A 14,951-nucleotide genomic window follows, 5' to 3' on the forward strand; every position below is an offset into this window, starting at 1 on the left:
GGTCAGGGCACCGCGAGGTTGACCTGCGCGAAGACGTCGGAGGGCTCGCCCCCCTCGCCGCCGCTGGTCTCGACCGTCCACCCTCCCCGGGTGCGGGTGCCGCAGCCGGACAGCTCACCGCGGTGCAGGCAGCCGACGTTGAGCACCTTCACCGACCGCACGTGCACCGTCGACGGCAGCCCGCCCGCCTCGAGCACGACCAGCGGGGTGACGAGGGCCAGGGCCCGTTCCGGGTTGGAGGCGTCACCGGACCGGGCCACGACGCCGCTGGCGTCGTACTCGACGACGACGCGCGTGGCCGGCGCGTCGAGCCGGAGCGTGGTCTGGTCGCCGACGTCGAGCGGCCCGACGTCGCGGAGCGGGCCCGGTGCGCGGAGCACGACCGAGCCGAGCACCGGCCGGAGCTGCTCCCCCACGCCACCCCGGCGCGGCACGGCGAGGTCGAGCCGCGTGCGGGCGCTGGGGAAGGTGAGCGTCTCGACCACGTGCACGGCGCCCGCGTCGTCGATGCTGACCTGGCTGGTCACCCCCACCTGCCCGGCGGTCCCGTCGGCCACGGCGGTGTCGGCCGCGGACGGTGCCGACGGGCCGCCGGGCAGCAGCCGGAGCAGCTGCCACGAAGCCACCGCGAGCACGACCACGACGACGGCCGCGAGCGGGGCCGCCCAGGGCGGTCGCCGGCGCGCCGCGTGGACTCCGACCCGGGCGGCGCGCGAGGAGTGGGAAGGCGCCCGTCGGAGTGTGTCCTGGGAGAGCGGCTCGGGCGCTCCGGCCGTCCTCATCACGCCACCTCCTCGTGCCGGCGCCACCTGGTCCAGCACCCGGTGACAAGGCTCCGGGCGACTCCTACAGTGGTCCCGGGCGAGCGGCCCGCGGGGGGACCGCCGCGGCCAGCCACGCCACGAGCACGGGCCTCGAGGCTCGGGACCCGATCCGTCTCCCCTTCCCGATCCGTCTCGGGCCTTCCCCGGAGCTGTGATCCCGCATGTCCGCATCCACCTCTCACCGGACCTCCCTGCTGATCGGCCTCGCGGCCCTGACGACCGTGGTGGTCGCCGGCACTCCGGCCGGCGCCACCTCCCCCACCTCCGCAGCTGCTGCACCGGCCGCCGGCACCTACGTCGTCCAGGGCGTCCCCGGCGCCTCGGTCGACGTGCTCGTCGACGGCGACGAGATCCGGTCCGGGGTCGCTGCCAAGCAGGTCGTGGGGTCGCTCGACCTCTCGCCCGGCAGCCACCGCTTCACCTTCCGCACCGACGACTGGGAGGTCTCCTCCGCGGTCGACACCTCGGGCAGCCAGGACGTGGTCCTGCACTGGCCCGCCGACGCGGCCGACCGGCCGGTGGTCACGGTCTTCGCCAACGACGTCTCCGCGGTCGGGCCCGGCAAGGGCCGGCTGACGGTCGCGCACACGGCAGTCGTACCTCCCGCCGACATCGTCGCGGACGGCCAGACGCTGTTCACCAACATCGCCAACGGCGAGTTCGTGAGCGCCGTGGTGCCGACGAGCACCTACGAGGTCGCCGTGGTGCCCACCGGCGGCGGGGACCCCCTGCTCGGTCCGCTCGACCTCCCCGTCGCGGCGGGCCAGCTGACCCGCGTGTTCGCGATCGGTGCGCCCCGGGACGGCACCATGGACGCCGTCGTCCAGACCCTGCCGGTGCCCACCACCGGCGAACGACCGGCCGCTGTGGACACCGGCGCGGCCGGGCTGGTCCGGCTGGACGGCTCCGTCGACGGGACCCGCCTGGCGCTGTGGTGGTCGCTGGTCGCGCTGCGCGGAGGGCTGCCCGGCTGGTGGCCGGCCCGCTAGGGGTCCCGTGCCGAACCCGGTCCTTTTCACGATCCTGAGCCTCTCCGTGCTGCTGGGCGGCTGCTCCGCCACGTCGTCGTCCTCGGTGCCGAGCGCCTCTCCGGCCACCGGACCGGCACCTGCCCTCCCGTCGCCCCCCGGGACCGCGGGGACGCCCGGACCTGCTGTCGTCGCGTCCGCCGCGGCCAGCCAGGTCCGGCCCGAGCCGCCGGTCCGGGTCACCCTCCCCAGCGGCCGGGTGCTGCCCGTCGACCCCGCCGGGACCCGGCCCGACGGAGCGCTGGCGGTCCCCGACGACATCCGCAGGGCGGGCTGGTGGACGGGTGGCTCACGTCTCGGGGACCCGTTCGGCAGCATCGTGCTGGCCTCTCACGTCGACTCGTTCACCCAGGGCGTGGGGCCCGCCGCCGAGCTGCTGTCCGCCCGGCCGGGCGACGAGGTCCGCCTGGTCGGGGCCCACCTGGTGCAGCGCTACCGGGTCGCCTCGGTGCGGCTGGTCCCTCGCGCCGACCTGACCCGCCGGTCGGTGGTGTTCTCCGCCGGAGGAGAGGGTCGGCTGGTGCTCATCACCTGCGGCGGCGAGTACGACGCCTCCCGCGGCGGCTACCAGGACAACGTGGTCGTGGTGGCCCGACCCGTCGGTGGGCGCTGAGCCGGCACCCGTGGGCCGGCCTCGACGCCCGGCTCGGCGCCCGGCTCGACGACGCCCGGCTCGTCGGTCAGCTGGCGGTGCGCACCCGGCGGGCCGCGAGCCAGGACTCGAACTGGCCCTCGGCGGTGGTGAGGAAGCGCTGGAACCCGGTCTCGAGGTGCGCGACCTCGTCCCGGAGCAGCTGCATCTGGAACTCGGCCCGCTGCTCGGGGGAGCACGCGTGCTCCCCCGACCTCGAGAGGTCGACCGAGGCGCCGCACTCCGGACAGGGCATGAACCGCGACTTGAACATGGAAGCTCCCATCTCACTTCCCCGCGACAGGGAGGCTTCCCCCTCCCAACAGGGCCCAAACGGCCCATTGCCGCCCAAATCCGGCCGGTCTAGCGTCGATGGAGGGCGGGCAGGCAGGTGTCAGAGCGGAGCCATGAGATGACAGACAACACGAGCCTCGCACGCGAGATCCACGAGGCATGGAACGAGCGGAACTTCGACGAGATCGCGGACGCCACGGCGCCCGGGGGCACGATCACCATCGTCGGCTCGGGCGACACGTTCGAGGGCCCGGAGGGGTCGCGCACGTACAACTCGATGTGGGCGGAGGCCTTCCCCGACGGCCTGGTGACGGTGAACCGGGTGATCGGTGAGGGCGAGCACGTCGTCGTCGAGTTCACCGGCCGCGGCACCCACACCGGGACCCTGCGGACCAGCATGGGCGACTTCCCGGCCACCGGGCGCTCGATGACCCTCGAGCTCTGCGACGTGATGGAGTTCGAGGACGGCAAGATCCGGAGCATGCGGAGCTACTTCGACACCGGATCGATGATGGCGCAGCTCGGGCTCAGCCCCGAGATGAAGGCCATCACCCAGAAGTAATCCCGACAGCAACCGGCACCTGCCCCGGCCGCCCCCACGCTCACCGGTCGTCCGGGCTCAGCCGTTCTTGCTCAGCCGTTCTTGAGGAAGAGCCCCCGGAACTTCCAGGTGCCGTCCGAGCTGAGCACCGTGGGCGTACCGGTCACGCGGCCGCCCGAGAACGGCACCGAGCGGAGCGCACCGTCGCTCGAGCCGTACAGGATCCTGCCGCTCGCCAGCGTCATGCCCGCGACCGCGCTGAAGCTGACGCCGCCCGCGTCCGCGGTGAAGGTCTGCGCACCCACGACCTCGCTCTCCGGGGTGAAGTACCGGTAGAAGAGCCGGGTGTCGCCGGACACCGTGTAGTAGATCCGGTGCAGCGCCGGGTCGTAGAACATGCCCGTCATCGTCGAGATCGCGAACGGGATCCTGGCGCCGTTGTCCGGGTCGTCGTAGAGGTTCACGGCGCTCTGCGAACCGAACGTGCCGGTGGCGGCGTCGAAGCTCCGCTTGTAGAGCGCAGCGTCCGACAGGCCGTAGTAGAGGGTGCCGTTGAGCAGGAACGCACCGCGCACCTTCGACCAGTCCACCGTGGAGTCGACCGTCGTGGCCGCCCCGGTGGGGGCTCCCGACGCGTCGACGCTACGGCGCTGGAGGGTGCCCGGCGAACCGCCCGCGGCGTTGTTGTTGAGGATCTCGACGCCGTTGACCAGGGCGTTGTCGGTGACGTTGCGCAGGTCGATGTCGACGTTGCCGTCGCTGACGATCGAGAACTCCCGCATGGTGCCCGTCTTGTCACCGGCGGCCGCCACGATGTCGAAGTTGGACAGCCGGGCCACGTTGTCGATGAGCACGTTGAAGACCCGCTGGCCCGGCTGCGACGTGCCGGCGTACTGGTTGGCGAAGTAGAGCCGGACCGTGATCGGGGTGCCCGCGGTGACCGGGAGGTTCCAGTCCTGCTGCCCGTAGCGCTCGCTGAGGAAGATCTGCGGCGGGGTCGAGGCCGGGACCGTGCTGTCCAGGGTCACCGGCGTCGTGTACGTCGCGTTGCTGCCGCCGCTGAGCCGGTTGCCGGGAGGGTTGACCCAGCTGGGGCCGCCGTCGGTCGCCGCGACCGTGGAGCCACCGGCGTTGTAGCGGTAGAGGACGTTGGCCGGCGCAGTGCCCTGGCCCATCCCGAACAGGTCGTTCGGCAGGGTGGCCTGGGGCGTGTCGGGGATCGTGCTCCCACCGGCCAGCGGGACGAAGGCGATCCGCCCGCGCCGCTGGTTGTGGAACAGCGTGGTGTCGCTGCCGACCCACAGGCCCTGACCGGTGGCGAAGAGCGCCTGCGCGCCCACACCGCGGTCGCGCCCGGGGTTCCAGGAGAGCGGCAGGCCGTTGACCGGGTCCAGCGCCGCGATGCCCTCGCGCGGGACCGCGCCGGGGCCGGCCTGGTCACCCTGGAAGGGGTTGTTCTCCCAGCGCATGTGGCCACCGACGTACACCGCTGCCCCGGTGACCGCGAGGCCGAACGTCGTGTCGCCGCCGGTGTAGTCGATCCAGGTCGGGTCGTTGCCGGTCTGGTCGGTCTCCCAGCGGGAGCTGGTGTCGCACATCGTGCTCGAGCCCGCACCACCCGCGAACGCGCCGGTCGTGGTCACGACGTAGTAGCTGCCGTCCGGGGAGAAGTCGACGTCACGGGTGAAGGTGTCGAAGACACCGGCGCAGACGCTGTGGCTGCGGTCGAACCGGTTGGTCGACCACGGCATCACCGAGGCCGTGGCACCGCTGGTGTCGAGCATGACGATCTGGTTGTGCGCCGCGCCGTTGACCGTGGCGAAGTTGCCGATCGCGATCAGCCGCGACCCGTCGGCCGTCACGTCGAAGTGCCGGACGTTCGTGGTCCCGGGGTTGCTGGCCGAGGGGTTGTAGACGCCGGCGAAGGTGGCGCTCACGACGTTCGTGGGTGTGCCCCGCTCGGGGTCGAGCGCGGCGAGGTGGGCCACCGGGTAGGTGACCGTGCGCGACTTGATCGAGGTGAAGCCGCCGCCGACGTAGACCCGGCCCCCGCGGACCACGACCTCGTTGGTCGTGGCGCTCGGCACGGCCTTGAAGTTGGTCACCGGCGTACCGGTCAGGTCGAGCTTGACCAGGCGCTTGAAGCCGGTCTTGCCGCCCACGGACTTGAACGACCCCGCCGCGTAGATGGACGTGCCGTCGGTGTCGACCGAGCGGACCTCGCCCCCGATGTTGGGGTTGAAGGCCATGTCGATGGCGCCGGTGGTCGCGTCGAAGGCGAACATCCCGTTGCGGGTGATGTCGTCGCTGGTGTCGGTGTAGGTGTCCGCCGGGCTGACCTTCGTGAAGGTGCCGGCGGCGATGACCCTGTTCCCGACCTGGGTGATGGCCAGCACCGCGCCGTCCATCACGTGCGGGGTGCCCCGCACCGGGTCGACCGAGACGATCCTGTTGCCGTGATCAGCGTTCACGGCCCCGGCAGGACCGGCCTCGAAGCCGAGAACTGCCAGGGCCGATACGGCGAGAAGCGCGGTCGCGCGGCGCAGCAAGCTTGAGTGCATTCGAATCCCCTCACGCGCCCCGTCCTCCAGTGCGGAGATCCCATCGAGGCGCCCACCGTCACCGAAGGTACGGACGCCGGAGACCCCGGGCATCACTGCCTTTGGGTAAGTGCCCCCCATGCGGTCGATCGCGAGCGGGCCGCCCGTGCAGTGGCTTGCGGGTCGCTCCTGGTTGCGGTTCTTGGCAGCTACGGGGAGGGGTACGCCCTGGGCTGCGGTCGCCTCCCGGCTTGCGGGCTGCGGTGGGCGGCTCCCGGCGGGTTTCCGCACCCGAAAGTTTTACCTTCGGATTTCCCCAGCACCCCCGGATCGGGCCCTACTCGGGGGGTGAGTGTCGGTGGTCGATGAGACCATGGACACATGTTCGAAACAGGCGCCAACTGGGACCCGGTCGAGGTCGACGACCTCGACGCGGACGGCGTGCTCGAGCTCCTCGAGATCCGCCGGCAGGGCGCCCGTGCCGAGGAGCGCGGCAAGCTCCGGCTGGCCCTGCAGTGGGCGGTGCTGCACCCCGCCACCGCGGACACGGGGGTCGCGACCTGGGGCGGTCCCAGTGTCCTGCTCACCGACGAGTCCCTGGGCGGGGAGGGGACCCCGACGGTGGCGGCGTTCGCGCCCGAGCCGGTCGCCGCGACCCTGGGGATCTCCACCCAAGCAGGTATGGCGCTGATCGCCGACGCGCTGGACCTGCAGTTCCGGCTGCCCCGGATCTGGCGACTCGTCGAGCAGCTGGCGGTGGAGCCGTACCGGGCCCGGCAGGTCGCCCAGGCCACCCACCGGCTCTCCAAGGCCGGAGCCGCGTACGTCGACGAGCAGCTCGCCCCGCGGTTGTCCTCGTGCGGGTGGAAGGCGGTCGAGACCACCGCGGCGCACGCGATCGCCACGTTCGACCCCGACCTGATCGCCCAGCAGGAGAAGAAAGGCCGCAACGGGTGGCACGTCACCCTGCGCCACGACCACCCCGGCCGGTTCGACGGCACCTCCTACCTCGACGTCGCCGGCGACACCCTCGACCTCACCGCCTTCCACGACCTGGTCTGCGACCAGGCCGCCCAGCTCAAGGCCCTGGGCGACCAGGACGACCTCGAGATCCGCAAGGCCAAAGCCCTCGGCGTCATCGCCGCCCAGCAGGCCACCCTCGACCTCCTCTCCCTCACCGGACCCGACACCGGACAGCACCCCGACCAGGACACGGACCGTGCGGGCGCATCGGTGGCCGCGAGGCCGCGGCCGCCCAAGACCCGGCTCTACCTCCACCTCTCCCTGGCCGACCTCGCCACCAGCTGCACCACCACCGAGCCCGGCACCAGCGGGACGGTGACCGGCACCGTCGAGCGGCTCGGCGCCGCGACCATCGACCTGATCAAGGACTGGGTCGGCCGTTCGAGGGTGACCGTCCTGCCGGTCATCGACCTCGCCTCGACGGTGGCGGTGGCGGTGGACCAGCACGACCCGCCCCCGTGGATGGCCGAGCTGGTCATCCTCCGCGACGGCCACTGCGTCTTCCCCTGGTGCCAGATCGACGCCAGACGGTCCGACCTCGACCACATCGACCCTTATATCCCGATGGACGAGGGCGGATCACCGGGCCAGACCACACCCGACCGACTCGCCCCACTCTGCCGGCGACATCACCGCTGCAAGACCAGTGGCCGCTGGCGCTACCGACGCCGACCCGACGGCAACTACGAATGGCACGGCCCCCACGGCCGCACCTACCTCGTCACCCCCCACGGCACCATCCGCCTCGACACCAACTGACCCACACCGGACAGCACCCGCAGTCCCGACCACCCGGCACCCACCGGGCGATCGGGCCTGCCGTGCTGCCCTACCGGGCCTTCGAGAGAAAGCCCCGCGTCGAGGTCAGCCCGAGCGGGGGCTGCCCAGGTGGCACTCGTAACGGACACCCGGCCTGCGGCCGAGCTCGACCGGCTCGGCCTCGGTCACCTCGACGAACCCGACCTTCAGCAGGACCCGTCGTGAAGCGACGTTGTCGCGGGCTGCTGCCGCTCGCAGCCTGTGAAGCCCGTGCCGGGAGACCGCCAGGCCGCACAGCTCCCGGACGGCCCTGGTCGCCACGCCGCGGCCGGCGACGTGCTGCGCCACCCGGTAGCCGAGGTCGGCACCTCCGTCCTGGACGTCGTACAGGTTGAACCGGCCCAGGACGGAGCCGTCCTCGCCGACGAGCACGTAGAAGGCGCCTTGGCCGGCTGCTTGCTCGGCCAACAAGGCGCCGAGCCGGTCGGCGAACTCGTCGAAGTACTCGTCCCCACGGTCGGAGATCGAGGCGGAGAAGTAGGCCCTGTTCGCCAGCTCGAAGGCAAGCACCGCCGGCACGGCCGGGCTCACGAATCCTGGGGCAGGGCATCCCCAATTCTGGGTATCAAGGGAACAACGGCCCTGAGATTCGAACTCGCCGCGGCCCTACCTTCGACCGGCACCCCACCGGGCTGTCCACGCCCCGACCGTAGGGAAGAAGAAGGTTGACCACGACGATCGCGCGCCGTCAGTGAGCGGGGCGACCATGTACGTCCCCCAGCATCAGAGCCCTTCGGCACTCACCGGAGCCGATTCCGGACCCGAGGATCGGGTCATGAGTGGCGAACCCACCATCGATCCCGCCGACCAGCTCGCTGCGCTGGGCCAGGCCGTGATCACGACCCGGCTCGACGGCACCATCCTCGCCTGGAACCCCGCCGCCGAGCGGCTGTACGGCTGGACCACGGAGGAGGCCGTCGGCGAGAACATCGCGTCGCTCTGCGTGCCCGACCTGGCCCTGGAGGTCGCCGAGGAGATCATGGACGCCCTGCGCGCCGGGGTGCCGTGGTCCGGGGGCTTCCCGGTGCGCCGCAAGGACGGCACCCTGTTCACCGCACTCGTGACCGACTCGGGCGTCTACCGGTCCGGGGAGCTGGTCGCCATCATCGGTGTCTCGACCAACCTCGGCACCGCCCTGCAGCCGCTGCTCGAGCGATCGACCGACGCCGCACTGGTCCTGCGGTCCGACGCCGTCATCACCTACGCCAGCCCCGCCGTGAAGCAGCTGTTCGGCTGGGAGGAGAACGAGGTGGTCGGCTCCTCGCTGGTCCCGCTGCTGCACCCCGACGACCGGGCAGCGCTGGCGGTCTACCTCTCCGACGCGGTCCGCCAGCCGGGGGCCCGGCCCGCGCACGAGGTGCGGGTACGCCGCGGCGACGGCTGGGCGTGGGCCGAGGCGGCCCTCACCAACTTCCTCGACGACCCCTACGTCCGGGGCGTCGTGTGCAACCTGCGCCGCAGCCTCGCCCACACAGAGGACGAGTCCGCGGAGGAGCGGGTGGCCCGGATGGAGACCGCGCTGCAGTCGCGGCTGGTCGTGGAGCGGGCCACCGGCTTCCTCGCCGGTCGGCACGGGATCACCCAGGACGCGGCGTACCAGCGGCTGGTCCAGCACGGTCGCCGGCACCACCAGTCCCTGCAGGACGTGTCCCGGCGGGTGCTGGCCGACGAGCTGGACCCGGCCGATCCCGGCGAGAGTGAAGGGCCGTCATGAGTCGACCACGACGCGCCGGTGACAGCTGTGACCACCGCGCCTGAGTCCTGGGATACGATCCGCACCCGGGGTTGGAAGAACAGCCCGCGCAACGGGCCCCGCCCCTGGATCTCCCAGGCTCGACACGCCCGTCCTCTCGCGCATGGCACACCCCTCACGCGGAGACGACCAACGTGGGCACGCGCCCGGACCTCGCCACCCTCCTCGCCCGTGCGGCACGCGACATCAACGCCCCGGGTGACCTCGACTCGACGCTCGCCGCCGTCGTCGACTTCCTGACCTCCTGCCTGCCTGCGGGCCACCACGTCGGCGTCACTCTCCTGCGCCGCGACGCCGCCGAGACGAGGGCCGCGTCCGACGACCTCGTCGCCGAGCTCGACCACGCCCAGCACGAGCTGGGCGAGGGGCCCGGGATCGACGCGCTCGCCGCCGACCCGGTGGTCTGCGTCGACCGGATCGCCCGCGACCAGCGCTGGCCGGCGTACGTCCCCGTCGCGGTCGGGCACGGCGTCCTCGCCCAGGTGGCGGTGCGCCTCTGCGTCGAGGAGCGGACCTGGGGCGCGATCAACCTCTACCTGACCGAGGCCGACACGGTCGACCCCGATCTGGTGCTCATGCTCACCCTGCTCGCCAGCCACGCGGCGGTCGCCGTCGAGCGGTCCACCCGCGAGGACAACCTCAAGGCGGCCCTGCGGACCCGCAAGCTGATCGGGCAGGCGGTCGGCGTGGCGATGGAGCGGTTCGAGCTGGACGAGGAGATGGCGTTCCGGTATCTCGTCCGGCTCTCGTCGAGCCGCAACGTCAAGCTGCGCGACATCGCCCGCGAGCTCGTCAGCGAGGCGAACGCCCGCCCCCGGGGAGCCGGCCGACCCGGGAACGGCCCGGCCGACGGGCCATCAGCGTGAGCAGCGCGCGTCCCGCTCGACGAGGGCGTTGACGAGGTCGGCCGCCTCCGCCGCCCCGTCGACGGTGACGGCGAACGCCGACCCGTCCCGCAGCTCCAGGACGACGCCCGGCCCGCGCCGGGTGACCACCGCCCGGCCGCGGCTGCTGAACCGGTAGCCCCAGCCGCCCCAGCGGCGCGGCTCGATCTCCTCGGCCCGCGCGCCCTCGAGCTGCTCGAGCGGCACCCGCACCCGCGGCCAGCGGGCCGGCCCCCACGACGTGGTCACCCCGCTGTCGTCCACCCGGACGGTGACGACGTGGGTCCAGAACACCGCCAGGGCCACCAGGGCCACGACGTTCGCCACCGGCCACGCGGTGAAGACCAGGAACACCGACACGACCACCAGCACGGCTGCCACCCCCATCAGCACGCTCGAGGAGGACCGCCCCACCCACGTGGCCCGCTCGCCGTCCCGGAGGGTCAGCGGCGTGGCCGGCGCCGCCCCGGCCCGACGCGGGCGCAGGGTGACCGGCTGCAGCCGCCACACCAGCGCGGCGACGAGGGTCGGAGCCAGCACCAACGCGGCCAGCCACACCGGCTCGACGCGTACGTCGGCCGCGCGCGCCTCGCCGTACGCCGTCGCGACCGGCACCACGAACACCATCGCGGCGAGCCAGGCCGCCCAGGCGCCCGCGGCGACGAGCGTCCGGTCGGTCCGGTCCTCGCGGGACCGGAAGGCCAGGACGGTCGTGGCCAGCCAGAGCCCGGTGGCGACCAGCAGACAGGTCGTGAAGAGGACGGCCAGCCCCACTGAGTCGTCGGCCCGCCCGTGCAGGTCCCAGTGGGTCGGCACCGGGTCGGGCAGGTTCCCCGCCGTCGCGGACCGCGCCACCACCACCGCGATCGGTGCGAGGCCGACGAGCCCCCCGGTGACGACCTTTCGTGCTGCCCTGCTCATGCCGTTGCCCTCCTGATTCGTTCGACGAGCTCGTCGGCGTCGAGCCCCATCCGGTTCGCTGTCTCCACCAGGTCTCGGACCTGCTGCTCCAGCCGCGCCGCCCACGGGGTCTCCGGCGCGGCCACCACGTGCGCCCCCCGCCCACGGCGGAGGTCGATCAGACCCTCGTCGCGCAGGTCGGCATAGGCGCGCAGCACGGTGTGCATGTTGATGTCGAGGCCCGACGCCAGCTCGCGCGCGGCCGGCAGCTTCTCGCCCGGCCGCAACGACCCGTCGGCGACGGCGCTGCGGACCTGGGCGGCGATCTGGCCGGCCAGCCCGAGCGGGCTGTCGGGATCCACACGGAACAACATAGTTCATATCGTACTAGAACAATCTAAACTACTGCACATCTTTTCGCCCTTACCCTCAGCAGGCTCGCCGCCAGTCGTGGGCAAAGTCGACCGAGACCCTCCGGGACGTGGATGATGACCCCAGAGCCGATCTCGGGAGGAGGTGCAGCCGTGGAGCAGGAGCCCGCGCTCTACGAGGCGCTGGTCCGCGCCAGCACCGACGGCCTGTGGGTCCTCGACGAGACCGGCACCACCCTGTGGGGCAACGCCAAGATGGCCGAGCTGCTCGGCATCTCCCCCGACGACCTGCCCGGCCACCGGGTCGAGGACTCCCTCGACGCCGACGGACGCAAGCAGCTCGTCGAGTACCTCGCCCAGCTGCCGACCTCCGCCAGCCAGGAGAACGTCGAGACCAAGCTGGTCCGGCCGGACGGCAGCGAGATCTGGGTCCTGGTCAGCGCCGGCCCGATGTGCGACGCGCACGGCCGGCACCTCGGGTGGCTGCACCGCGTCACCGAGTACACCGACCGCAAGGCCCTCGTCGAGACCCTCCGCGACCGCGAGCAGCAGCTCGCCACCGCCCAGACGATCGCGCACGTCGGCAGCTGGTCGTGGGACGTGCCCAGCGACACCGTCACCTGGTCCGACGAGCTCTACCGGATCTACGGGTTCGACCCCAGCGAGCACGACGCGACGTACGAAGGCTTCCTCAACCGGATCCACCCCGAGGACCGGGACCGGGTGCGCGAGGTCGTCGAGGCGACCTTCGCCGGCAGGGACGAGTTCGCCTTCGACGCGCGCATCGTCCGCAAGGACGGAGAGGTGCGCTGGATCCGGGGGCTGGGCCGGGTCGAGCGCCGCCCCGACGGCAGTCCCCTGGTGATGGGCGGCACCACCCAGGACATCACCGAGCTCAAGCGGGCCGACGAGCAGGCCGCCGAGGCGACCCGCAGGCTCGAGCTGCTCCAGGAGATGGCGATGGCGGCCAACCAGGCCAGCAACCTCGTCGACGCCATCGGGGAGGCCGCGCGCGGGCTGCCGCACTTCACGACCTGGGCGGCGGTCGGCGTCTACACGGTCAACGAGGGCGGCGGACTCACCCGCACCGAGCTCCAGCCGTCCGGCCGCGACTGGGCCCCTTCCCCGGCGCCGTTGCTGGCCGAGCGGGCGCGGCTCTCCCGGCGGGTCGAGGTCGGGCCGCCCAGCGCGCACGCGGACACGCACAGCATGGTCGCGATCCCGGTCCTGCTCGCCGGGCGGGTGACCGCCGTCATCGAGGTCCTCGCCGACGAGGTGCCGCCGGACGAGAACTCCCTGTTCCTCATCAGCCAGATCGCGGGGCAGCTGAGCCTGGTGGCCGAGCGCGAGCGCAGCGCCCAGCAGCTCGCCGAGGCGCGCGACGAGGCCATGGAGGCCTCCCGGCTGAAGTCGGAGTTCCTCGCCACCATGAGCCACGAGATCCGCACGCCCATGAACGGCGTGATCGGCCTCAACGAGCTGCTCCTGCGCACCGAGCTCGACGAGCACCAGCGTCGGCTCGCCGAGGGCCTCCAGCGCGCCGGCCTCACCCTGCTCGGGATCATCAACGACATCCTCGACCTCTCCAAGATCGAGTCCGGCAAGCTCGAGCTCGAGGCGGCGGACTTCGACGTGCGCAGCGTCTTCGAGCAGACCGCCGGCGTCCTCAGCACCCCGGCGCACAGCAAGGGGCTCGAGCTCGTGGTGGCCTGTCACCCCGACGTCCCCCTGTTCCTGCGCGGCGACTCCGTGCGCTTCGGCCAGGTGCTGACCAACCTCGGCTCCAACGCGGTCAAGTTCACCGACAGCGGCGAGGTGGTCATCTCCGCACGCGTGGAGCGCCAGACGCCGCAGTCCGTGGTGCTGCGCGTCGACGTCGTCGACAGCGGCGTGGGGATCGCCCCGGCGGCCCGCGCCCGGCTCTTCGACGCCTTCACCCAGGCCGACCCCTCCACCACCCGCCAGCACGGCGGCACCGGCCTCGGTCTCGCCATCTCCCGCCAGCTGGTCGAGGCGCTCGGCGGCCACATCGACGTCTACAGCGAGGTGGGCGAGGGCAGCACGTTCTCGTTCACGGCCGCTTTCGAACGTGCCCGCAGCTCCCCCACGCGGCGGGCCGCCGTGCCTGCTCGCCTCCAGGGCCGCCGGGTCCTGGTCGTCGACGACAACGAGACCAACCGGTTCATCCTCACCGAGCAGCTCCTGGCCTGGGAGATGCAGGTCGTCGCCGTCGAGTCGGGCGCCGACGCGCTCACCGCGATGCGCACGGCCGCGGCCGAGGGCCGCCCCTTCGAGATCGCCCTGCTCGACATGATGATGCCCGGCATGGACGGTCTCGAGCTGGCCCGCCGGATCGACGCGGACCCGACCCTGCGCCGCCCCACCATGATGCTGCTCTCCTCCGACCAGAGCGTCGGCGGCGAGGCGGCCCGGGCCGCCGGCTTCCAGGCTTCGCTGGACAAGCCGGTCCGCCACTCCGAGCTCTACGACGCCCTGGTCGGCATCGCCGGCGCGGGCGAACCGGCTCCCGCCCGCCGCCGCCGGGGCCCGTCGCTCGGGCTGCGCGTGCTGGTCGTCGAGGACAACCAGGTCAACCAGCTCGTCGCCACCGGCCTGCTGGAGAACCTCGGCTGCGAGGTGGAGGTGGCCTCCGACGGCGCCGAGGCCGTGGACCGGCTCGCCGCCGACCACGACTTCGCGGCGGTGCTCATGGACTGCCGGATGCCGCGGCTCGACGGCTTCGACGCCACCCGGGCGGTGCGCGCCCGCGAGACCGACGGCCGGCACGTCCCGATCATCGCGATGACCGCCTCCGCGCTGGAGGGCGAGCGCGAGCGGTGCCTGGCCGCCGGCATGGACGACTTCCTGACCAAGCCGGTCAACGCCACCGACCTCGAGCGCGTCGTGCGGCGCTGGACGGGCAGCCGGCTCAACGAGCGGCGCACAGCCGCCACCCCGAGCGGCCCCACCCCCTCCCCCGCCGCGGTGCTCGACCGGGAGCGGATCCGGCTGCTCAGCGAGCTGCGCAAGGACGGCGTCAGCTTCTTCGAGCGCACCGCCGCGTCCTTCATGGCCCGGGTCGGCGACCAGGTCGTGGCGATCCGGGACGCCGTGGCCGCGCGCGACGCCGTACGCCTCCAGACCTCGGCGCACCAGCTCAAGGGCAGCGCCCTCAACCTCGGCCTGCCGCTGGTGGGGGCCACCGCCGCGCGGCTCGAGGCCCTCGGCGACGCGGGCCGGACCACCGGCGCGGAGCCGCTGCTCGACGAGCTCGTGCGCGAGGTCGACCGGGCCGTCTCCGCACTGCAGGAGGCGACCGCCTGACCGGTCGCGGTGCGAGCCG

At 72.7% G+C, this 14,951-nt stretch carries 13 protein-coding genes; 7 read left to right on the forward strand and 6 right to left on the reverse strand.

All coding sequences use genetic code 11. The features are described from left to right. Positions 1 to 2 precede the first annotated feature (2 nt). Positions 3 to 782: a hypothetical protein gene (locus tag ACFO9I_RS07875; protein WP_379179514.1), complete on the reverse strand. Its 780-nt coding sequence runs from the start codon at positions 780 to 782 to the stop codon at positions 3 to 5. A 203-nt stretch (positions 783 to 985) separates the two neighbouring features. On the opposite strand from ACFO9I_RS07875, the gene ACFO9I_RS07880 reads away from it, so the two are divergent. Both ACFO9I_RS07880 and ACFO9I_RS07885 read left to right on the forward strand, forming a co-directional pair. Continuing rightward, entirely contained in the window at positions 986 to 1,813 is an 828-nt protein-coding gene (locus tag ACFO9I_RS07880) for a DUF4397 domain-containing protein (RefSeq protein ID WP_379179516.1), read from the forward strand. 7 nt (positions 1,814 to 1,820) lie between these two features. Next, positions 1,821 to 2,465 carry a class F sortase gene (locus ACFO9I_RS07885; protein ID WP_379179518.1) on the forward strand — a complete coding sequence of 215 codons (645 nt, stop codon included), beginning with the start codon at positions 1,821 to 1,823 and terminating at the stop codon, positions 2,463 to 2,465. A gap of 67 nt (positions 2,466 to 2,532) precedes the next feature. On the opposite strand, the gene ACFO9I_RS07890 is transcribed toward ACFO9I_RS07885, so the two are convergent. Further along, the gene (locus tag ACFO9I_RS07890; protein ID WP_379179520.1) at positions 2,533 to 2,757 is read right to left on the reverse strand and encodes a hypothetical protein; all 225 of its coding nucleotides are present in this window, start codon (positions 2,755 to 2,757) and stop codon (positions 2,533 to 2,535) included. A 138-nt stretch (positions 2,758 to 2,895) separates the two neighbouring features. Between ACFO9I_RS07890 and ACFO9I_RS07895 the strand changes: the two genes are divergently transcribed. Next, positions 2,896 to 3,339 carry an ester cyclase gene (locus ACFO9I_RS07895; protein ID WP_379179522.1) on the forward strand — a complete coding sequence of 148 codons (444 nt, stop codon included), beginning with the start codon at positions 2,896 to 2,898 and terminating at the stop codon, positions 3,337 to 3,339. A 71-nt stretch (positions 3,340 to 3,410) separates the two neighbouring features. Here the strand turns inward: ACFO9I_RS07895 and ACFO9I_RS07900 are convergent, their stop codons facing one another. Then, complete coding sequence (locus tag ACFO9I_RS07900) at positions 3,411 to 5,789, reverse strand: malectin domain-containing carbohydrate-binding protein (RefSeq protein ID WP_379179524.1); 2,379 nt, start codon at positions 5,787 to 5,789, stop codon at positions 3,411 to 3,413. Positions 5,790 to 6,239: 450 nt separating this feature from the next. Between ACFO9I_RS07900 and ACFO9I_RS07905 the strand changes: the two genes are divergently transcribed. Next, on the forward strand, positions 6,240 to 7,640 hold the full coding sequence (locus ACFO9I_RS07905; protein WP_379179526.1) for an HNH endonuclease signature motif containing protein: 1,401 nt from the start codon (positions 6,240 to 6,242) through the stop codon (positions 7,638 to 7,640). Positions 7,641 to 7,745: 105 nt separating this feature from the next. Here the strand turns inward: ACFO9I_RS07905 and ACFO9I_RS07910 are convergent, their stop codons facing one another. Further along, on the reverse strand, positions 7,746 to 8,231 hold the full coding sequence (locus ACFO9I_RS07910) for a GNAT family N-acetyltransferase (RefSeq protein ID WP_379179528.1): 486 nt from the start codon (positions 8,229 to 8,231) through the stop codon (positions 7,746 to 7,748). Between the two features lie 244 nt (positions 8,232 to 8,475). On the opposite strand from ACFO9I_RS07910, the gene ACFO9I_RS07915 reads away from it, so the two are divergent. Continuing rightward, on the forward strand, positions 8,476 to 9,414 hold the full coding sequence (locus ACFO9I_RS07915; RefSeq protein ID WP_379179530.1) for a PAS domain S-box protein: 939 nt from the start codon (positions 8,476 to 8,478) through the stop codon (positions 9,412 to 9,414). Positions 9,415 to 9,587: 173 nt separating this feature from the next. Continuing rightward, positions 9,588 to 10,319, forward strand: coding sequence for a GAF and ANTAR domain-containing protein (locus tag ACFO9I_RS07920; protein ID WP_379179532.1), 732 nt, complete (start codon positions 9,588 to 9,590; stop codon positions 10,317 to 10,319). Here the strand turns inward: ACFO9I_RS07920 and ACFO9I_RS07925 are convergent. Then, positions 10,311 to 11,258, reverse strand: coding sequence for a DUF1648 domain-containing protein (locus ACFO9I_RS07925; protein ID WP_379179534.1), 948 nt, complete (start codon positions 11,256 to 11,258; stop codon positions 10,311 to 10,313). The genes ACFO9I_RS07920 and ACFO9I_RS07925 overlap by 9 nt on opposite strands. Further along, positions 11,255 to 11,611, reverse strand: coding sequence for a GntR family transcriptional regulator (locus ACFO9I_RS07930; RefSeq protein WP_379179536.1), 357 nt, complete (start codon positions 11,609 to 11,611; stop codon positions 11,255 to 11,257). The genes ACFO9I_RS07925 and ACFO9I_RS07930 overlap by 4 nt, the downstream gene beginning before the upstream one ends. 150 nt (positions 11,612 to 11,761) lie before the next feature. Between ACFO9I_RS07930 and ACFO9I_RS07935 the strand changes: the two genes are divergently transcribed. Further along, positions 11,762 to 14,932, forward strand: a complete 3,171-nt coding sequence (locus tag ACFO9I_RS07935; RefSeq protein ID WP_379179538.1) for a response regulator — start codon at positions 11,762 to 11,764, stop codon at positions 14,930 to 14,932. Positions 14,933 to 14,951: the final 19 nt, after the last annotated feature.

Source organism: Nocardioides sp. GCM10023255 (assembly GCF_042653125.1).
GTDB lineage: Bacteria > Actinomycetota > Actinomycetes > Propionibacteriales > Nocardioidaceae > Nocardioides.